The 20,110-nt window shown below is 46.0% G+C and carries 14 protein-coding genes and 1 tRNA gene; 4 read left to right on the top strand and 11 right to left on the bottom strand.

The features are described 5' to 3' along the window. Positions 1-23: 23 nt before the first annotated feature. From ABDW33_RS30250 to ABDW33_RS30210, 9 genes are all read right to left on the bottom strand, one after another. Entirely contained in the window at positions 24-1,343 is a 1,320-nt protein-coding gene (locus ABDW33_RS30250) for a DNA mismatch repair protein (RefSeq protein ID WP_343693823.1), read from the bottom strand. Continuing rightward, positions 1,340-2,653 carry a DNA mismatch repair protein gene (locus tag ABDW33_RS30245; RefSeq protein ID WP_343693822.1) on the bottom strand — a complete coding sequence of 438 codons (1,314 nt, stop codon included), beginning with the start codon at positions 2,651-2,653 and terminating at the stop codon, positions 1,340-1,342. Before ABDW33_RS30245 ends, ABDW33_RS30250 begins: the two co-directional genes overlap by 4 nt. Positions 2,654-2,687: 34 nt before the next feature. Next, the gene (locus tag ABDW33_RS30240) at positions 2,688-5,012 is read right to left on the bottom strand and encodes a Gldg family protein (RefSeq protein ID WP_343693821.1); all 2,325 of its coding nucleotides are present in this window, start codon (positions 5,010-5,012) and stop codon (positions 2,688-2,690) included. Further along, positions 5,009-5,947, bottom strand: coding sequence for an ABC transporter ATP-binding protein (locus ABDW33_RS30235; RefSeq protein ID WP_343693820.1), 939 nt, complete (start codon positions 5,945-5,947; stop codon positions 5,009-5,011). The genes ABDW33_RS30240 and ABDW33_RS30235 overlap by 4 nt, the downstream gene beginning before the upstream one ends. Positions 5,948-5,976: 29 nt before the next feature. After that, positions 5,977-6,744 carry a hypothetical protein gene (locus ABDW33_RS30230; protein WP_343693819.1) on the bottom strand — a complete coding sequence of 256 codons (768 nt, stop codon included), beginning with the start codon at positions 6,742-6,744 and terminating at the stop codon, positions 5,977-5,979. A gap of 26 nt (positions 6,745-6,770) precedes the next feature. Next, a complete protein-coding gene (locus ABDW33_RS30225; protein WP_343693818.1) occupies positions 6,771-8,231 on the bottom strand; it encodes a RagB/SusD family nutrient uptake outer membrane protein in 1,461 nt (486 codons plus the stop codon). 10 nt (positions 8,232-8,241) lie between these two features. Beyond that, entirely contained in the window at positions 8,242-11,544 is a 3,303-nt protein-coding gene (locus ABDW33_RS30220; RefSeq protein ID WP_343693817.1) for a SusC/RagA family TonB-linked outer membrane protein, read from the bottom strand. Between the two features lie 228 nt (positions 11,545-11,772). Then, entirely contained in the window at positions 11,773-12,972 is a 1,200-nt protein-coding gene (locus tag ABDW33_RS30215; protein ID WP_343693816.1) for a FecR domain-containing protein, read from the bottom strand. 65 nt (positions 12,973-13,037) lie between these two features. Further along, on the bottom strand, positions 13,038-13,580 hold the full coding sequence (locus ABDW33_RS30210) for an RNA polymerase sigma-70 factor (RefSeq protein ID WP_343693815.1): 543 nt from the start codon (positions 13,578-13,580) through the stop codon (positions 13,038-13,040). 237 nt (positions 13,581-13,817) lie between these two features. Between ABDW33_RS30210 and ABDW33_RS30205 the strand changes: the two genes are divergently transcribed. Together ABDW33_RS30205 and ABDW33_RS30200 are read left to right on the top strand one after the other, a co-directional pair. After that, the gene (locus ABDW33_RS30205; protein ID WP_343693814.1) at positions 13,818-14,411 is read left to right on the top strand and encodes a Crp/Fnr family transcriptional regulator; all 594 of its coding nucleotides are present in this window, start codon (positions 13,818-13,820) and stop codon (positions 14,409-14,411) included. A gap of 62 nt (positions 14,412-14,473) precedes the next feature. Then, entirely contained in the window at positions 14,474-15,277 is an 804-nt protein-coding gene (locus tag ABDW33_RS30200; RefSeq protein ID WP_343693813.1) for a sterol desaturase family protein, read from the top strand. A gap of 90 nt (positions 15,278-15,367) precedes the next feature. On the opposite strand, the gene ABDW33_RS30195 is transcribed toward ABDW33_RS30200, so the two are convergent. After that, positions 15,368-15,440, bottom strand: a tRNA-Lys gene (locus tag ABDW33_RS30195). Between the two features lie 137 nt (positions 15,441-15,577). Between ABDW33_RS30195 and ABDW33_RS30190 the strand changes: the two genes are divergently transcribed. Then, on the top strand, positions 15,578-16,753 hold the full coding sequence (locus ABDW33_RS30190; RefSeq protein ID WP_343693812.1) for an acetyl-CoA C-acyltransferase: 1,176 nt from the start codon (positions 15,578-15,580) through the stop codon (positions 16,751-16,753). A gap of 237 nt (positions 16,754-16,990) precedes the next feature. After that, a complete protein-coding gene (locus ABDW33_RS30185) occupies positions 16,991-18,574 on the top strand; it encodes a glycoside hydrolase family 71/99-like protein (RefSeq protein WP_343693811.1) in 1,584 nt (527 codons plus the stop codon). 157 nt (positions 18,575-18,731) lie between these two features. Here the strand turns inward: ABDW33_RS30185 and ABDW33_RS30180 are convergent, their stop codons facing one another. Then, a complete protein-coding gene (locus tag ABDW33_RS30180; protein WP_343693810.1) occupies positions 18,732-19,892 on the bottom strand; it encodes a carboxypeptidase-like regulatory domain-containing protein in 1,161 nt (386 codons plus the stop codon). Positions 19,893-20,110 lie beyond the last annotated feature (218 nt).

Genomic DNA, 20,110 nt, shown 5'->3' with positions numbered 1-20,110 from the left:
CATCTTGCCGCTACCTGATCAGGCTACATTTTATTAATAAGTGCAATGATTCCCTCGTTCTCAATAATCATCATCCCCTGCCGGTCTTCAGTAATACCTTCGTGTAAAGTATAAGTGTACCTGGGCACATTCCCTTCCAGTACTGTAGGCATAAACCGGAACTGTACATTGGGCAGTTTTTTTAACGCTTCTCCCACTTCAATGATATGGGTAGATACAATAAACAGGCAATTGTTGTAAGCAGAGAATCCTTCTGTTACCGCCAGGGTACCATCAAACGCATCCTTTACATTGGTTCCCTTAAACAATTCATCGAACATCAACAGCAAATGCTCACCGGTTGCCGCCGCTATTGCTGCATCCTTCACCCGCACGACTTCTGCATAAAAGTGGCTGTATCCCATGGCGATGTTGTCTGCCACATTGATGCTGGAGAAAATACCTTCACGTACTGAAAAAACCATTTCTGAAGCAGCCACCGGGAAACCAATATGTGCCATGTACATGCCAATACCGATTGATTTCATCCAGGTAGACTTACCTGCCATATTTGCTCCCGTGAGGAACAGTACGTTACTACCCGTCTTCATTGCTATGTCGTTGCCCACCGCTTTAGCAATACATGGATGCCGGAGGTTTCGGGCATGGAACAGGTTTTCTTCTTTTTCCACCGCGGTGGCATAACAAAAGTTCCGCTCGCGCGATACCTTGCTGACCGAAATATATACGTCCGTTTCTGCAATGAACTGCAGTATATCCTTCATCGCATCGTTGTGCCTGTTGCGCAACAGGAAATCATACTCCGATACCCTGCGGGTCGACATTGGTTTGTAGATGTCACTGTCCAGGATCCTACGAATGTCCTTTTGGTACATGATGGTCAGTAATGCATCCACACGGTCCTGCAATGGACCATTTTCGCGCTTCAGCAACTCCAGCATTCCAAAACACTTTTTCAGCGTTACGATCGTTGCCTGCAATTGTAGCAATGTGTTTTTGAAACGTCCGTCTTTCGTAAGTCCCGCCAGCAACTTCTGCAGATAAAGATCTGCCGTTACCACCCATTGGGATCGCCTTGCCGTAGTATCAATATATTCCCGCATCAGGGAAACCTGGTCGGCCTCAAAGGGAAATACGATATTGCTTTTCCCAAAAAACTCAAAAATCGCAACCCGCCGGTTAATAGCCGCTGCATCATTCAACGGATGAGAAAACATCTCATCCATCAGTTTCTCCCCAATCCGTGTGCTCACTTTATTGAATAGATAGTATACGGATCCCTGGCGGAATTTTCCCATGAGGTTCAGCTCCCCTATTGATTGGCGATCTATTTTAAAACTCATAATTGCTTATTTAACCTTGTTCCACCTTTGTTTCCCTGTCTAAGAATTTCCAGTATACCTTCGTTATTAATGATGATCATTCCATGCTTGTCATCCGTAACGCCTTCCTGCAGCGTATACGTGTATGCAGGTACTGTTCCATTCATGACTGTGGGAAGAAAATAAAATGCAGCGCTTCCCTTTTTCCGCAACTCTTCTGCTGCTTCGATTATATGAGAGGAGATAATGAACTTACTGTCTTTCCGGTTGGTAAATGCATTACAAACTGCCAGGGTTCCTTCCAGTGCATCCTTTACATTCGTACCCCGGAACAATTCGTCGAACAATACGAATAGTGATTTTCCTTCACTGAGCTCCTGCCCTATTTTCTTCACCCGCAACACTTCTGCATAGAAATGGCTGGCCCCTATGCCCAGGTTATCAGGCAGGTTGATCGTAGTATACACTCCGTCCATCACGGAAAACTCCATGGAGGTCGCCGCTACCGGGAAACCCATATGTGCGATGTAAACGGCAGTACTGAACGAACGCAGAAAGGTCGACTTCCCTGCCATGTTAGCCCCGGTAAGAAAAATGAGATTACGGGAAGGCCCCATATGAAGACTGTTAGCCACCGCGTTTTTTAAAAGTGGATGGTATACGCCATCCACTTTTAAAATATTAGTCCCTTTCGGATGCACCACAGGAAATACCAGGTTATGCTGCAGCGTCACCTGCGCCACTGACACATACACATCGATATGATAAATGAAATGTAATAATTGCAGCACTTTCCTTTTCTCCTTATTACGGATCAGCACATCAAACGCCGTAATGGCGGCAAACGAAATTCTTGCATCCGGTTTTTCATTGAACACCGGTATAAAAGCAGGATCATTCAAAACCCCGATAGCCGCCAGCCTTTCTTCCTCCAGCTCTTTTACCGTTGCGATTTCCGCTGACTCCAAATACCACCTGAGCGTATGGAAAAGAGCTATGACCGACATAATTCCATGCTGTACCTCCTTCTCACTCAGCGATACCCGGGTTCCACCATCCGGGTGATCGTCAAATGAGATATATTTCTCTGCCTGGTCCAGCACTGCACCATCGAAAGGAAAACGGGCCTTCATTTGCACGAATGCAGTTATAATATTGATCCGCCTGATGATGGCCTCCCTGTTGTTCAACGGCTTTCTAAACATGGCTTCCATCATGTTTTGCCCGCCACGGGTAAATGAATGATTATAGATATCGTAAATACCCTGTGTGTCTGCTTTCGAAAACAAGCGCAGATCATCCATCGTCTGCGTATCTGTCTGCAAATACATAATTATACTTTTTATGAAACAATGAAAGTACCCGCTATTTGCGTTTTCTTCTGATCAGTATGATGATGCCTGCAACCAGGATCAGGGCGGGTATTATATACTGAAGTACCATCTTCAATGTCTGGGCCGGGGCCTTTTTTATCGTAAGCCAGATATCCGTAGGTACCTTGAAATTGTGGTAAACAGGATACCTGTTATCAACTGTATAGCTGTAGAAAGCATTTCCATAATCCTTCCCGTTACCCTTGGCTGACGACATCATATCCGCATCGCTGGAAATGATGATCTTCTGCCATTTATTGCCGATCCTGCGGGTAAGCTGCAGGCCCACAGCATAAGGCCCTTCTTTCCTGTAGTCCCCCTCCGCAGCATTGAATACAGGCGCTGCTGAATCCACTACCAATAAGCCTCTCTCTACCCAGGTATTGGCATTGTTCTGCAAAGTAGTAATCTGTTCTACCTTAAATCCTGTAGTATCGGAATAGCTTAATACACTGGCACCGGCAATATTGGTATAGCAGGCATTGATGATACCATTCCTGAAGTAGAAGAACGGTTGCTCGTCGGCCATATCTGTTCCGGTCTCGGATATCAACCCGGTGAACTTGTGGGGCATATCTTGTGGGTTCACCCGTACAATGGTGCCTTCATCCGCATTTACCCCCACATGATTGAGAATAGGATTCATAATAAACTGCTTGCCCGGTTCGGAATAGAACATGGCATTTCCCCCATTGTCGATATACTGCTTAACACTATCAATAACAGCCTTTTCCAATATTGTTTTAGGATCAGAGACGACCAATACATCTGCTGGTGTAAAACTGCCAGCACTCACTGTCCTTATCGTGTCGAAATTCAATCCCATATTGATCAGCGCATTCCTGGACGCTTTATTCACAGCATGGTTCCCATATTCACGCTCGCCTAACTTAAGGGGCGACCGTTCATAGTGCCCGGTAAGAAACTTAAAGGTGGGCGTCGTATCATTGATTAACCGCAGCAGGCTACCTGAAACATGCCTTTCATTTGGAAAAATTTCCGGGTCCTGGTACGTTCTCAGGAACGTCTTTTTCCCTTTATACTCTACCTGCATCAGCAACCCTTTCGCTTCCGCCCCCAGGTCAACGAGCTGCCTGATCTCTGCAGGTTTTTTATAAATGGAAAGATCCGTTTTATACATTTCCGCATACTTCGCCGCTATTTCATCCAGCGATTTGCCCGGGTAGGCCTGATATATAGAGCTGTCGCCATCGTTCACATCGTAATAGTATACATACTTAAACTCCATGTTTTTATAAAACCGGCGGTACCTCGCCCAGAAACCCCACAGGTAGCTGTTGCGCGCGGAAGGCACACCATTGATCAGGTTATATCCAAACAGGTTGGTATACAGCGTTATCTTCAGCGGTGACCCATCCAGTCGCTTAAACACCTGCTGGGTATTTTCATGCAGTGTATTCACTTTACTTCTTGTCACATCCCAATAACCAATAAACCCATGTATGGAAGTAACCACCAGTATTACAACCGTTATCCCGAACGCCAGCAGGTACCTCCCTGCCGAAACACGCCATGGCCTGGATTCTGTCATGGATTTCGTTTTGATAATGGTGAATACGATAAAAAGGAAAATAATACTGAAGAAGTAAACGAGGTCCTTTGTTGTAATCAGGCCGGACAAAAAAGTTTCTACCCTTCCCGAACTGGAAAGGAAAAAGGTAACATCCCGCACATAATCCGTTCCCTGGAACATCATGCCTAAAGATGTAAACAACGTCAGTGTTACAAACGTGCCAATCCCGGCAACAATCGGGTACGATGTTAAACTGGAGATGAACATACCTATTGCCACATACATGGCCGCCAGTAAAAAGAAACCCAACACCATCGCCAGGATATGCAGGATCTCTGCATTCCTGATAGAAAAGACCAATACTATCAACACCGCCATGAAAGTCAGGATCATCAGGCATACAAAACTATACACCCCCAAAAACTTACCCAGGATAATCTGACGTGTTTTCACGGGTGATGAGTGAAGCAGCTTAATAGTGCCAGCTGCATACTCCCGATTGATCACACCCATTGTCAACATCGGGATGAACAAAAAGAAAATCATCAGCACCGTCTGCAGCCCCTTACCAATCACCATCATCGTCAGCGGCGTATTGAGAAATCCTGCAAAAGCACTCCCCTGCAATTCCAGGAAGGTATCCTGCTGTAATGCAGTATCCGCCAGGTTGCCCATGATAAGGCCAGCACTGGACATCAGGAACAAAATCAATACAAACCAGGCTATCGGCGAAAAGAAAAAATATCGTAACTCTGCCCGCGCTATATTAAAAACTACTCTCATGAACGTAAGATTGAAGAAGAATTTGATGATAATTGTTTGAATACATCGTCCATACCGGAAGATTCTGTGTAAATGGAAGTAAGCCGCCAGTTTTTCTCTGCACTCTTCCGCACAATTCTTTCAGCCAGATCATCGTTCTGCTGGAAATAGATCCGGCATTTGTTGTCCGGCAGCAACTCTACTTTCTGCACATCTTCTATCGCCATCAATTCTTCAGGTGCAGGCATATGGAGCATTCTCACCACCATCGTATTAGGCTGGAGTATATTATTGAAAGCATCAAGCGTATCAGAAAACACGACCTGCCCGGATTCAATCATGATGATCTCCTTCGCCAACAGGTTCACTTCTGACAATACATGCGACGATAACAATACAGCACGGTCCTGTGCTATTTCTTTTATCAGTTTCCTTGCCTCAATGATCTGGTTAGGATCAAGACCATTGGTAGGTTCATCAAGTATGACCACTTTAGGTTTGTTGATGATGGATTGCGCAATACCTACCCGCTGGCGATATCCCCCTGACAGGTTCTTTATAAGTCGTGACCTCATCTGCGTAATGGATGTTTTCTCCAATACCTCTTCCACCGCTCTTTTTACCAGGTGCTTATCTATCAACCTGAGCTGCGCAGCATACTCCAGGTACTCCTGCACGGTAAAGTCGAGGTAAAGAGGCGCCTGCTGCGGCAAAAAGCCTATCTGCTTTTTATATTCAATAGGATCATCTTTGATGTTCAACCCATTGATAGAAACATTCCCTTCCGTTTGCAGCAGGGTCCCGCAAATGATATTCATCGTGGTCGACTTGCCTGCTCCGTTCGAACCCAGCAATCCGACAACACCGGTATCATTGATCTCAAAATTAATGTCGCGTATGGCCCATGAACTGGCATACTTATGCGATAGGTTCTCCACCTTTAATATAGCCTGCATATAATGTTACTTGCGATTAAAAACTTGGATTAAAAATGCCCGATACTTTTTGCCTGAACCGAAAAACTTCCCTCGCTACTCCATGTTCCGGTCACAACCATCGTACGTGCCTTAAACAGCCATTGGGTATTCAGCGTAGTAGTACCCGGGTAGACATTTATTTCAGATAAGTTAGTCAGCGTGGCGCCTGTTGCATGATCTCTCACTTCGAAACGGAAGTTCTTTACAGCCATGTTCGCAGGAATTTTTATAAAATCAGACAGCTGTTCGTAGGCAAGGTCAGCGACCATGGGCCCTGCCGCCGGCTCGAGTGAAACTACGTCGATCGTTCTGTTATCGATCAGGTTAATAATCCGAAGGTTGACCACGCTGTCATTCAGGCTACGCGAAGGAAGCTGCTCCTTTACCAGCTTTTGCTTCACCTGCGTTGGACTACCATATACAAATTGCGTAAAAATGCCACCCTGCTCCAGTGCCAGGCGGGTTTTAAGAAAGGGCTTATCGGGCTGTAGCGTATCGTAATTTTTGAACAGCGTAACTGGCAGATCCATTTGATCTGTAGCGTAACTAAAATAACTACCATTGCCAATATAAGCTAGCCTGCCGTAGATCTGCGGTTGTGTCTCTCCAAAATAGGCTGTCAGGATGGAGCTATTGTCGTTAATACCATTCACAATCGTCAAAGAGGCCGGAAATATCTCTGCTGGTAACTCTTTCTTACAGGCAATACCGGGCAGCAGCATAACGCCCGCTAACAGGCCCGCTTTGAGATATATTTTATAGCTGAATTGAAACATCTTTCCTGGTTTAATAGTGATCACTTTTAGTTGTAGCCGATATTCTGGGAAAGATTATTGTCCCAGAGGATTTCAGGCGGAGGAATGGGGTATAGTAGCTGATGCTGATTCCACGGCTGCTTGTAAGTGATCCCCGACAGTACCTCTGTTGCCTTGTTCGTTCTCTTCAGATCCAGCCAGCGGTGCCCCCACTCCGCAAATAACTCTATGCGCCTTTCGTGCGCAATCGCATCCGTTACCTGCTGATCCGTCAAAGTATAAGGCAGGCCGTTCAATCCCGCACGTTCCCTGATCGTGTTCAGATCATCGATCACAGCATTTTTATTGGCAGCACTCCGCAACATGTTCGCTTCCGCCCTTATCAGGTACATCTCGGCAAGCCGCATCACTACATAGTATTCAGACCTGTAACCATTGAAAGTAAAGTTGGTGGAATTGATCTTATACTTGGCCGGGGAGAAACCAGCGGGCGTATATGGATTGCTCACGACAGCCGATGTCCATGCTGTCTTCCTGTTATCACCTGTTTCAAAAGCATTCAGCAACGTAGGGGTAAGGTACCGGCCTGTCATCGCGAACCCCTCGGGCGTAGCATTGCCCCGCAATACTGTAATGTTGATCTGCTTCAACTGGAAAATAACTTCCCGGCTGGATATGGTGAATACATGATTCAGGTCTTCCAGTTGAAACAAATCTGTACGACTAATCACCTCGTTAGCATGCTGATAGGCCTTTTCATAGTTCTGGGTAAATAGGTAGACCCTTGCCAGCATAGCTTCTACATACCATTTATTGATCCGGATGCGCTCGACGTTGTTGCCATCGTAATTTTCGGAAAGATATCCTGACGCTTCTTCCAGGTCGTTGATGATCTGTTGATATATCGCGGCAGGCTTGGCAGAAGGGAGGTCTTTGGTATCATTATAATCGATAGATAACGCAAGGGGCACATTTTCGAAGAGGTTCACCAGGTAGAAATATCCCATGGCCCTTACCGCCAGGGCTTCGCCCAGCACCCGTTTCCTGTAGGCTTGTGTAAAGTCTTTTGACGTAGCAGATTTCACACCTTCTATCAGCGCATTAGCATTGAAAATCCCTTTATAGGCCGACTTCCATATTTTATAGGAATATCCCAGGTTCTGCAATGTGAGCCTGGCAGTTGTTTCCACATAATATTGGTAATCTCCGGCAAGTGACGGGTGATACAGTTCATCTGCTGAATGTGCCGCTGCCAGCGTAATTCCACCGGCACTATATAAATCGCTGCCCAACAGGCCATATGAAGTGGTTTCATCTTCTCCGCCACTGATCAGGTAAGAATACAAACCATTGAGCGCAATGGCTGCCTGGTCGTCGGTCTGGAAAACCTGGTTGGTGGTGATCGAATTTACCGGGTCCTTTATATCCAGCAATTTATTGCAACCTGTTATCAGCAGGCCTGGTAACAAGACACTGGCTGTTATTATATTGAAAACATATTTTTTCATACGATTGATTTTATAAGCTTAATCTCAGGTTAGCAGCAATCCTTCTGATTTGCGGTGTGGTACCCAGTTCAACATCCGACATTCTGTATTGTGAGAGTTTGAAGATCTTTGATGAATTCAGCGAGATCGTACCCTGTTTCATCCCCACCTTCTTTAACCATGCTGCAGGCAGCATGTAAGCCAGGCTCAGGTTGTCCAGGCTGATATAAGCACCTTTCGAATAGTAGGCATCCGATCCGAAAAGCCCGCCGTTATTGACAGTTGAATACTTTGCATACAATGCCTTGTCCCCCGGTTGCCGCCAGTGCCTGTTAGCAATTTCGTCATACATGATCATGTTAGTCATACCTCCATACCCCAGGTTATTTAACTGGTTCGCCACCAGGGAATTTTCGAAACTGAATTGTGCATCCAGCGACAACACTCGCCTGAAGTCCAGTCGAAAGCCCATCCCACCGAAATATTTAGGGTTCAGATCTATCACCTTGTAATGATCGTCCAGCTTCGTATCCGGGAAGTTCGAGGAGCTCATCCCCACAGGCATGACTCCATCCCCGTTATGATCCTCGAACATAGGTACTCCTTTCATCGGGTCAATACCGATGTAATGTGAGTATGACTTAGCTGTTACGGATGTCCCAATCCTGTACATATCCTTGTAAGGGGAGCTTTCAAGTCCCGGGAAAGCTACCAGCGTATTCGCGTTCCTGCTTATCTGGAATCGTGCAGTAACACCCCAGGTATCCGTATTTATGATCGTTCCATCCAGCATCAGCTCTACTCCCCTGTTACGGATGACTGCAGGCCAGTTGCCCACTACAGCAGAAAAACCAGTAAATACCGGCGTGGTAATATTTGTCAGCTGCTTTCCATCCCTGTTATTATAGAAGTTACCTTCAATATTCAATCTGCTGTTGAAAAACCCGAACCGGGCGCCCACTTCGAACTTGCTGGCGCTGGACCAGCTGTATTTCTGGTTAACGGGTTGTACAAGCGTATAAATGGTTTGATCATCGTAGTCCGGCAATTTATCCATGGCAGTAGTCGGAATGTTCGACCAGCGGGAGAGATATTGGTAATCCCCCACATTCGCATTGCCCATCACACCATAAGTAGTTCTGATCTTGGCAAAACTCAGCCAATTCAGGTTTGCCTGCTTAAACCACTCTTCATTTGATAAAACCCATGACACCCCTGCGGAACCAAAGTTCCCGAAACGTGCCCCCTCTCCAAAGCGGGAAGATCCATCTCTCCTGCCATTCAGATTAATGATGTACTTATTTTCCCAGTCGAATGAAACGGTTGCCAGTAGCGAGGCAACTTTCAACTCTGCATAGTTATTCATGGATTGCAACAACTGGGCATTCGCATAGCTTTTGATGAGGTTATCGTTAGAGAACATCGTTGCTATCACAGTAACCGCATCCTGGTCGGCATAACTGTAGTCCGCTGCGAGTGAAACAGAGATCCTGGCGCCGCCAAACAATTTAAGATAGTTTATATTCGGCCTTACCAACAGGCTCTTTCCGGTACCACTACCGAAAAGTGCCATGCTAACAGGAGAGTATAAGGGATCTTTTGCGGCTTTAGGCATATAGTAACCTGACTTATTGGAGAAAAATTCCCCGCTCACGCGAACACCCGCCGTCAGGTCTTTGAGTATCTCGTAGGTAAACCCAACGTTCGTCTGACTTTTTAATGTTTGATTCTCTCCCCAGTTCTTAATATTCGCGAATGGATAACTACTTCCGTACTGGTTTCTATACGGCGCAAAATTAAACTCCCCGTTCTCATCATAAATCCCCGGCGCATTGGGAGGCAGTGAGAATAAGTCTAATGTAGCAGCAGTTTCATCGTTCGAATAAGTATTGTTAACAGAAAGTTCCACTGCCAGCTTACCATTCGTGCTGCGGTGGTTGAAAGATATGCCAGTCGTTAAACGACGGTTTCCTCTCCCCTGGTTGTACATCTCTGTTGTAGATGTATATCCCACACTCACACGGTAGGTATTTAACAACAACCCTCCTTCCACACTCAATTGCACATCGTCAGACTGCGCATTCCTGAAGAAGTAGCGCTGCCAGTCGGTATAGGCTTTCTGGTCCCAGATAGTCAGATCCGGGGCATTATCCCTGGTAGGAACAACCGCATCATTCAGCATGGCTTCCTTTCTCACAGCCAGGTATTGTTCAGTGTTCATCAGGCGCATGTAATGCTGCACAGACGAAAACACTTTAGAGTAGTTCACATTAAACCTGGTAGGGCCCGGCTTTCCCTTTTTGGTAGTGATCAGGATCACACCGTTTGCACCCCTGGATCCGTAAAGTGCAGTGGCGTCCGCATCCTTCAGTACGTCCACACTTTCAATGTCCAGGGGATTGATCATGTACAAAGGACTTTCGGATGTTGAATAGCCACCGTTAACAGGTGTACCTGTGCCAAATGGATTAACAGATAAAGTAGCAATCGGTAACCCGTCCACAACATACAGCGGATCTGTAAACAGGTTCTCGTTTAGCACATTCCGTCCGCGCAACTCTACTTTCCTGGCCCCTGCCGTGTTAGCCGACTGACTGATACGCAGACCGGGAACACGCCCTGCGATCGCATCCAGGACATTGACAACAGGTTGCCTTTCGATGTCACTTGCTTTCACCGTGGCAATATTGGCCGTGCCGGTTCTCTTATTCGTAGTACCCAACACAGTGACCTGCACTTCATCCAGTTTGTTCGTAGAGAGCTCCAGCACGATGTTATACCAACCGGAAGCAATAATCGGCTCCGTAATTTTAAATAATTGGTCTACATACCCGATATAACTGATCCGCATCTGATCACCCAACTTTACCGGAACCTGTACCTGCCCGTTTCCTGCAGTGAGATAATTCCGTTTACTGGTAAGGTTGCTCACAGTCGCACTGCCCAATGGTGTACCTCCCAAAGAATAGACATAGAAAGTGATCGACTCCTGCTTGGCAGGCACCGTATCAACAGGCTGACTACCTGCAGCCTGCCTGCTATCTTTATAGGATACCAGGATATTTTTGTCAATGATCTTGTAGGTCAGCGTCTGGTGCTCGAATAACCTGTTGAGAAATGCCTGCAGGTCAATGTCCCGGGCATTGATAGTGACAGGCTTTGCCACCGATAACACCGCCTCCTTGTACAGGAAAACATAATCGGTTTGTGATTCTACCGCAGCAAAAACTTTTTCAAGTGCTACGTTTTTACCATTAAAGCTGATGTTCTGTGAAAGGCCCCTGGCAGATACCTGCAACAAGGCTACGGTAAGGAGAAAGAATGTTAGCTTCATGACTAACAGAGATTTGGTTGAGCTACGTTTCCAGCCATAGGGAACCCGCATGCAATAAAAAATAATTTGCATAGATTTGCATATTGCCGTTCCTTCATACGGAACGGAATGTTTAAGTGAACAAATAAGCCGTCTTTATCCAGATTGTGATTATTACATTACTTAAACATCTACCGGGAGTGTCGCGAGCACTTCCGGTTTTGTTTTAAGCAACATGTTTTACCCCCGTTATCTTACATACAAAACATTCCCTTTTAGTTCGAAATTAACATCCATCGTTTCTAATACTTTTAATACATCAGACAAATTGGTATTGCGGTGCATTTTCCCTTTGAAGATGACATTCTCTGGCTTCCCAACATATTGCACGTCTATGTTGTACCATCTTTCCAGTTGGCGCATGACACTATATAAATCCTGGCCGTCAAAATCAAACAGGCCGTTTTTCCATGCGATTGTTTTATTAAGATCAGGCGTTTCTATGATGGTCAATGTACCTCCCTCCGGTACAGTTGGTTTGCTTAAAACTGCAGTCTGGCCTGGCACCAGCACCTTTGATTGACTACCTGACAGTGGCGTTACTTTCAGCGCACCGGTCAGCAATGTTGTACGGTTGGTTTTCTCATCTTCATAGGTGTTGACATTAAATGAAGTACCCAGTACTTCCAGTTTCATCTGATCGGTTTCCACTATAAAAGGTTGCCAGCTCTTGTTGGCAACTTCAAAATAAACCTCCCCGATAATTTTCACCCTTCGCTCCGATCCCTTGAAAGCCACCGGATATTGTATAGAAGACGCTGCATTTAACCATACTTCTGTTCCATCAGGAAGAGAGAGGTGGTACTGGCGCCCTTTAGGTGTAGTAATAGTATTTTGTGCAACCCCGTCTGTGGCGGCTGTCGCATCGTATGTAAGCGCGTTATTATTCAGCGAAATTTGTGTGCCGTTCTGTGTAGCAATCTTTCCTTCCCTCAAACTGTCTAACACAAGCTGCGTACCGTCTGCCAGTGTCAGGATGGCACCGTTTCTACCCGGTGGAATATCGTGCGTGGCCTGTTTGTTAGTGTACCACTGTACATTTTGCGTACGATGTGTCAGCAGGAAATAACTGGATATACCCACGCCCAATACCACTACCGCGGCCGCCCATTTCCATGCATGTAGCAGACGCACCCTGCGTACATTTGTTGTTGCTGGTTTGTTGGAAAGAAAACGTTCCAGCGCCGCAGTTTCATCAAACCGGGACATAGCATACACCTGCTGTTGTTGTACAGCGGGATCATTTAATTCCTCCCACAACTGTCGGTTGTCGTCGCTGGCGGCCATCCACGCATCCAGCTGCTCCTGCTCTTCGGCAGTAAGCAGGCCCTGTTGCGAACGGGAAATAAGCGTTGCAATAATGAACGGATCGTTCGGAAAAGACGCCATGTATAAATGTGTTTATATTATTACAACATGGTATCCCGATCGTACTAAAAGAACCGGAAAAAAATTTATGACTGGTGGGAATATAACAGGAATAAAGCAAATACAGTCAGCGACAGGCGCGTTCTCAGCAACTTCATGCCCCTGGTTTTCTGATTCTTGACTGTCTGGAGGGAAATGGAAAGAATTTCGGCAATCTGCTCGTTTTTCAGTCCTTCAATGTAACTCATGCGAACGATCTTCCCGCATTGATCAGGTAAATTGCTGATCTCCCGGTAAATGGCCCTGAAAACCTCCATGCGGATAATGTCAGGATCTTCTGCTGTGGAAGCAGCCTCCTGCTCCTGGAGAAATTTAGCCTGCCGCTCTTTAGAATGCTGTGCCCCCTTCAGGAAATTAAGGGCCGCATTACGCGTGGCCTTGTACAGGTAATCCTTCAGGTGCCGGATGTCCTCGAACGCAGATGGCTTCTGCCATAATCTTTCAAAAACGTCCTGCACAATATCATCCGCATGCCCGGGCTCACAGATGATCGTTTCAGCGTAGTGGCAGAGTGCGCTATAATATTCTTTAAAGATATAGGAATAATGCAACGTATCTCGTGAAGTCAATCCACGCAAAAGTTGGTACTCGTTATAAGAATATTTTTGCGACAAATTAGCGTCCCCGATTTTAGTTGAAAGGTAAAAATAATTAAAAAATCAAGTTATAAGGTAGTGTCTTAATTTCATTTTTTCCGAAAGAATCTCCGGGCAGTTACCTACGGCAACTACCCGGAGATTCGGCATTTATACTATTTTCATACTTTCGATTCTTCATTGCCTGGAAAAATTATAATAAAACGACCGATGCTTGACGCAGAGAAAACCGCCTTCTATATTAGTCTCTTTAAAGGGATAGACCCGGCAGATTTGCCAGGCTTAATTAACGCCACACAAAAAAGGCAACTCAAACCCGGCGACATCTATATACGGGAAGGAGAAAAGAGCCAACGGCTGGCTTATATCATAAACGGCATGATACGGTGCTATCATATTAATGAGAAGGGAATTGAAAGCACCGTACTACTCCGATGGGAAAATCAGATCGTTGCCTCCTACGACAGTATCCTCTGGCAAAAGCCATCACGTTTTACTTATCATGCCCTGGAGCAAACATCTCTACTGGAAGTCAATTATGACATTTTACAACAGCTCCTCGCCAATAAAGCAGTATTTGAGCAGGCCAGGTACCACTTCTTACTCGATATGCTCGCCCAGTCGCTGGAGCGCCTGGAATCCTTCGTGCTGCTAACCCCTGAAGAAAGATACCTTCAGCTCATACAGGACAAACCAGATCTGCTACAACGGGTATCCGATAAACATCTGGCTACGGTGCTGGGTATTACACCGGTATCCCTAAGCCGTATCCGCAAAAGAATTGCCCTCAGGGATTCCCGTTAATTATCTTTTGTTAACAGCCCCACCATGATGCCAGCCTAACTTTGTCGGGTAAATTATTCTATATGGAACAATTAGCCACCGCATTTGCCGTAATATTCAGCATGACATTTATACGATACCTGGTGCTCGCGGGAGTCCCTTTTTTGCTCTTCTACATGTTGCTGTCATCCGCTACCCCCAAATATAAAATCCAGGAAAGAAAAGCCGTTAAAAAAGACTTTTTACGGGAGATTATGCACTCCGGCTCCTCCAGTCTTATATTCGCCGCAATGATGGCTATTACCCTGTTTACGCCTGTAAGATCACATACCCTGCTGTACACGGATGCCCATGATTATCCACTGTGGTGGATGCCTGTCAGCCTCTTCCTGAGCCTTGTCATCCATGATACCTACTTTTACTGGATGCACCGCCTCATGCATCATAAAAGCATCTTTCGTTTCACACATGTAGTACACCATCAGTCTGTAAACCCTTCTCCATTTGCGGCCTACTCTTTTCACATACTGGAAGCTATTGCAGAAGGAGCTATAGTACTAATCCTTGCCTTTACCCTGCCTATGCACAGGGACATGCTCATCCTCTTCACTTCCGTAAGCTTAATCATCAATGTATATGGGCATCTGGGGTATGAAATCATGCCGAAAGCACTTCGCCATTCCTACCTCTTTGAGATCATCAATACGTCTGTACATCACAATCTTCATCACAGTAAATTTAAAGGTAATTATGGGCTGTACTTCCGTTGGTGGGACAGACTGATGAAAACTGAAAACCCTGACTATGTGAAGGAATACGATCGGATCCAGGAAAAACGTTTCGGCACCAAGGTCTTCAAACAGGTAAAGCACGAGATGGTACAATGAGGTAGCAGACAATCAACCTAACAAACAAAAAAATTGAACAACCCCAAAAAAATAAAGCCTTGTGCATAACACAAGGCTTTAAATATTCTGTGACCCCGCTCGGGCTCGAACCGAGGACCCAAAGATTAAGAGTCTTTTGCTCTACCAACTGAGCTACGGAGTCCTCTTTTTCCCACACATATCATGTGGTTGGGGTTGCAAATTTACAACGTTAATTTATATTTCACAAAACTTATTTAACTTAAATTTCATTAATTTTTAAAAAAGTCCGGATATACCCCCGGTAAAATATACTCAGTTATGGAAACAGCATACATTGTAGCCGGATATAGAACCGCTGTGGGAAAGGCTAAACGTGGCGGATTCCGCTTTTACCGCCCCGACGATCTCGCCGTAGATGTCATAACAGGTTTGTTAAAAAGCGTACCGCAGCTTGACCCGAAGCGCGTTGATGACCTTATTGTAGGGAACGCAGTGCCCGAAGCTGAACAAGGTCTCCAGATTGGCAGAATGATCTCCGTCAGGGCCCTCGGCATCGAAGTACCCGGCGTTACCGTGAACAGGTACTGCGCCTCCGGCCTCGAAACCATCGCCATCGCCACTGCCAAGATCCAGGCAGGCATGGCACACTGTATCATCGCTGGTGGTACAGAAAGTATGAGCCTGGTGCCTGTAGCCGGCTGGAAAACAGTGCCCAACTTCAAAGTCGCCAGCACCACTCCCGAATACTACCTCGGCATGGGCCTCACCGCCGAAGCCGTAGCCAAAGAATACAATATTTCCCGCGAAGACCAGGACCTCTTCGCCCTCAATTCTCACCACAAAGCCATCAAAGCTATCCAGAACGGCTACTTCAAAGACGGCATCCTGCCCATCAATATCGATGAAGTATACGTAGACGATAAAGGCCGTAAACAAACACGTACCTACACCGTCGATACAGATGAAGGTCCCCGCGCCGATACCTCCGCCGAAGCCCTCGCCAAACTTAAACCAGTTTTCGCCGCCGGCGGTAGCGTTACAGCAGGTAACTCCTCCCAGACTTCCGATGGCGCCGCCTTCGTAATCGTCATGAGCGAAACCATGGTCAAAGAACTGGGCCTCCAACCTATCGGCCGCCTCGTTGGATGCGCTTCCGCAGGCGTACACCCACGCATCATGGGTATTGGCCCCGTCGCTGCTATTCCAAAAGTATTACAGCAGACAGGCAAAAACCTGAACGATATCGACCTCGTAGAACTGAACGAAGCCTTCGCCTCACAGTCCGTAGCCGTTATCCGCGAAGTAGGGATCGATCCCGACATCGTTAATATCAATGGTGGCGCTATCGCCCTGGGACACCCCTTAGGTTGTACAGGCGCAAAACTCACCGTACAGATCCTGAATGACTTAAAACGACTCAATAAGAAATATGGCATCGTTACCGCATGCGTAGGCGGTGGCCAGGGCATAGCCGGTGTCATCGAAAGGCTATAAAAAGATTGAAAGATTATAAAAAGTGCGTAAAAGCAGGAAATGCCTCCTTCAAACAAGGAGGCATTTTGCTTTTTACGTCTATATACATGCCGCAAGAACAGCATTGATTATCAAACAAATACACACCATCCACACATCTTTCTTCTATATTTTCCCCGTACTCTTCCCACCACTATACCTGGATACCTACTTTTACGTTTTCAGTATACTCAATCAATAACCATTTAAAAATTCCGTATGAAAACATTCGCCTGGCGCTGTTGCTGTGCCCTGTTACTCCTCGCATGTAACAAACAACACGACGCCCCCTTCTTAAAAAACAAGCAAACCGTAGCAGCTACTACCATCAGCAAAACCACGAACAAAAAAATCTTCATCCACTACATGCCCTGGTTCGAAACACCCGCATCCAAAGGCACCTGGGGATACCACTGGAAAATGAATACCCAGAACCCGGACATCATCACCAACGGTAAAAGACAAATCGCCACTTACTACTACCCGAAAACCGGCCCTTACTACTCCAGTGACCCGGCCATCATCGAGTACCAACTCCTGCTCATGAAATACGCCGGTGCCGATGGCGTCTTCATCGACTGGCCCGGAACCAGGATGCAATACGATTACCCGGACAACCTCGCCAATTCCAATGCCCTCATCAACAAACTAAATGCGGTCGGCCTGCAATTCGGCATCGTGGAAGAAGACAGGAACTGGGACGCCGGTAACACCACCGGTGCACATGGCGACTTTGTCTACATGCAGAATAACTACTTCAACCAGGCCAACTATCTCAAGACCAATGGTAGTCCCGTAGTATTGAACTTCGGGCCCATCACCTTCCACCAGCCCGCTCAATGGGATGCAATCCTGAACGGTATCAGCCCAAAACCAAAGATCCTTCCGCTCTATGGCTTTACATCGGAAGTAGGTGCGAATAATGCAGGCGGCGAATTCCCCTGGATCTACCAGGACCATCCCACTGTTGTGAACAACTATTATGCACAGGCGGCCAACTTCCCGCTCGCTATCGGTGTCGTATATCCCGGCTTCAACTCCTTCTACGCAGCAGGCGGTGCAGATGGCCCTACCTGGCAGATCCCCTTCAACGGCACCGGCACCTTTGCTACCATGCTCGATAAAGCCCTCGCCTCTTCTGTAAGCATCATCCAATTCGCTACCTGGAATGATTATGGAGAAGGCACCATGATCGAACCGACAGAAGAATTTGGCTACTCCTTCCTCACCACCATGCAGCAAAAACTAGGCGTACCCTACGGACAATACGAACTGGAATTAATCTACCAATTATACCAGGCCCGTAAGTCCAACGCAGGTAATGCCACCGTCCAGGCACAACTGGACCAGGTATTCTCCTACCTCGCCAATCAACAGGTGGCACAGGCAGCCGCACTGCTCAGTAACCTGGGCGGAGGCAATACAACCACCGGTGTGTATATCAAAAACAAATGGCTGAATACCTATATCTATGAAGACAATGGCCAGGTAAAGTACAGTACCGCAAATTCCGGTAATCAATATAAATGGGTGCAGGAAACCGTCAACGGGCATATACGTTTCAAAAACCTTTCGACCAGCCACTACCTGAATATCGAGCATCTCTACTCCTACGTAGAAAGCACCAGTGTACCCAATACATATTATAGCAGCTACTGGGTACTGGAAAATTATAACGGTTTTACCCGGCTCAAAAACGAATGGCAGAACAACTACCTGAACCTGGAAAATCAAAGTGGGTTCGCACAGTGCACCGTCGTACCGGATTATTTTGAAAGTAGTCAGTGGACGTTGCAGCAATAGCAGGAACAAGAAGAGAACAACTTCAAAACACGAGAACAATAAATTTGAAGACCAGGAAAAAAACTAAACACTGCCACTGACCCAAAAGGTCAGGAATCAGTAAAATGTAAAACATATAGCTCGCTACGGTGGGCTATATGCTTTTAAATAAAAACATTTACTTCCCACCAGTCGATACATAATCATACGGTACCTGGTCAGCCAGCTTCTCCCAGCTCCAATATCCACTATAAATCATCGCCAACGGATTCACACAAACCCCATCCTTACTAAACGTACAATCCGGTTGCATAAACCGTATCATCGACTCCTGCTGCCTTGGCAACCTCCCCATCAATCTTGCATACTTACCCGCTTCCAGCTCTTTCGTATAACTCACCAACAACATATTCTCACAATGCAATTCATACTTATCCTCCAATGTATCCGAAGGTTTCATCAGGTCAACCGGCCTTAACGGCGTCGGCATCCTGTAATTCACATAATCACTATCATCTGAATAAGCATCCCTGTTCAACATAATCTTCCCATTTTTCACAATCGTATCCTTCACATACCCATGCTGGCGTGGCCGCCGCACTATCTCATTCACGACAAAACCTTCCTCTTCCGTATTCCCTTTTATCAATGACCTGAAAAAGTGTAACGATGACCCATGAAACACCGCCTCCCTATTCGTCCTCCACTGGCGTAACAGCGCCTTATTCTTCGTCGTCATACTCTCATAAAACGCATACCCATAATAAGAAATCGTGTGATCTATATCTGAATTGACATACTGCTTCAGCAAAAAACGAATCTTATACCCCAACGCCTCGTTCACAATCACCAGGTAATCATCTGTACTTGCTTTCAACGCCTGCTCTCTTTTATCATATCCAATATCCAGGATCTCATCATTAGTGATCATACAAGTCTTTGCAAATGCTGTCTTCCCTATAAATGTATCTCTGAACTTTTTAATATTCGCCTCCCTGTTGGGATCGCGCTTCACCTCAAAAGCCTTCAGTACCGTCGCCTTCGGTTGCAATACAATTTTGATCTTCACATCTTCCGTATTCACATCCAGGAAATTAGATACGGTTTCATACCCAACATAAGAAGCAATCAACTCATACCTGCCCGGTACAATTCCTCCAATACTAAAATTACCTCCCTCTGTCGTTGTCCCACCCTTACTGGTATTATTAATAAAAACCGTTGCAAACCCCAGTGGCTTTCCATCCCTACCAGATACCACGGTGCCTGTAATATTAACCTGTGCAAATATGACCCCGCTGAGTGTAAGCAAATAACAGAAGAAGACAATTCTTTTCATAGCCGCGAAATAACACAGAAGGTCGAATGCCCTTCTGTTAATATCGATGTAAAGGCAGGATGTGCAGACCAAACATGCATTTTATAAACTAAAAAGAGGGTGTCTCATAAATAAATGAGGCACCCTCTTTTATTTGTATAAAAAAATGTATTGTTAATCAATATTTTATTAACTCTTCCTATATTTAAATATGGCAAGAGGTAAAACTTTATCCGTAG

Source organism: Chitinophaga sp. (assembly GCF_039596155.1).
Lineage (GTDB): Bacteria > Bacteroidota > Bacteroidia > Chitinophagales > Chitinophagaceae > Chitinophaga.
The sequence above is the reverse complement of the archived record's forward strand: the minus strand, read 5'-3'. Positions and strand labels throughout refer to the sequence as shown.

Excerpts from the sequence above, each read along its gene's own strand:
- ABDW33_RS30250 (WP_343693823.1), bottom strand. The coding sequence starts at position 1,343 with ATGAGTTTTAAAATAGATCGCCAATCAATAGGGGAGCTGAACCTCATG.
- ABDW33_RS30245 (WP_343693822.1), bottom strand. The coding sequence starts at position 2,653 with ATGTATTTGCAGACAGATACGCAGACGATGGATGATCTGCGCTTGTTT.
- ABDW33_RS30240 (WP_343693821.1), bottom strand. The coding sequence starts at position 5,012 with ATGAGAGTAGTTTTTAATATAGCGCGGGCAGAGTTACGATATTTTTTC.
- ABDW33_RS30235 (WP_343693820.1), bottom strand. The coding sequence starts at position 5,947 with ATGCAGGCTATATTAAAGGTGGAGAACCTATCGCATAAGTATGCCAGT.
- ABDW33_RS30230 (WP_343693819.1), bottom strand. The coding sequence starts at position 6,744 with ATGTTTCAATTCAGCTATAAAATATATCTCAAAGCGGGCCTGTTAGCG.
- ABDW33_RS30225 (WP_343693818.1), bottom strand. The coding sequence starts at position 8,231 with ATGAAAAAATATGTTTTCAATATAATAACAGCCAGTGTCTTGTTACCA.
- ABDW33_RS30220 (WP_343693817.1), bottom strand. The coding sequence starts at position 11,544 with ATGAAGCTAACATTCTTTCTCCTTACCGTAGCCTTGTTGCAGGTATCT.
- ABDW33_RS30215 (WP_343693816.1), bottom strand. The coding sequence starts at position 12,972 with ATGGCGTCTTTTCCGAACGATCCGTTCATTATTGCAACGCTTATTTCC.
- ABDW33_RS30205 (WP_343693814.1), top strand. The coding sequence starts at position 13,818 with ATGCTTGACGCAGAGAAAACCGCCTTCTATATTAGTCTCTTTAAAGGG.
- ABDW33_RS30200 (WP_343693813.1), top strand. The coding sequence starts at position 14,474 with ATGGAACAATTAGCCACCGCATTTGCCGTAATATTCAGCATGACATTT.
- ABDW33_RS30190 (WP_343693812.1), top strand. The coding sequence starts at position 15,578 with ATGGAAACAGCATACATTGTAGCCGGATATAGAACCGCTGTGGGAAAG.
- ABDW33_RS30185 (WP_343693811.1), top strand. The coding sequence starts at position 16,991 with ATGAAAACATTCGCCTGGCGCTGTTGCTGTGCCCTGTTACTCCTCGCA.
- ABDW33_RS30180 (WP_343693810.1), bottom strand. The coding sequence starts at position 19,892 with ATGAAAAGAATTGTCTTCTTCTGTTATTTGCTTACACTCAGCGGGGTC.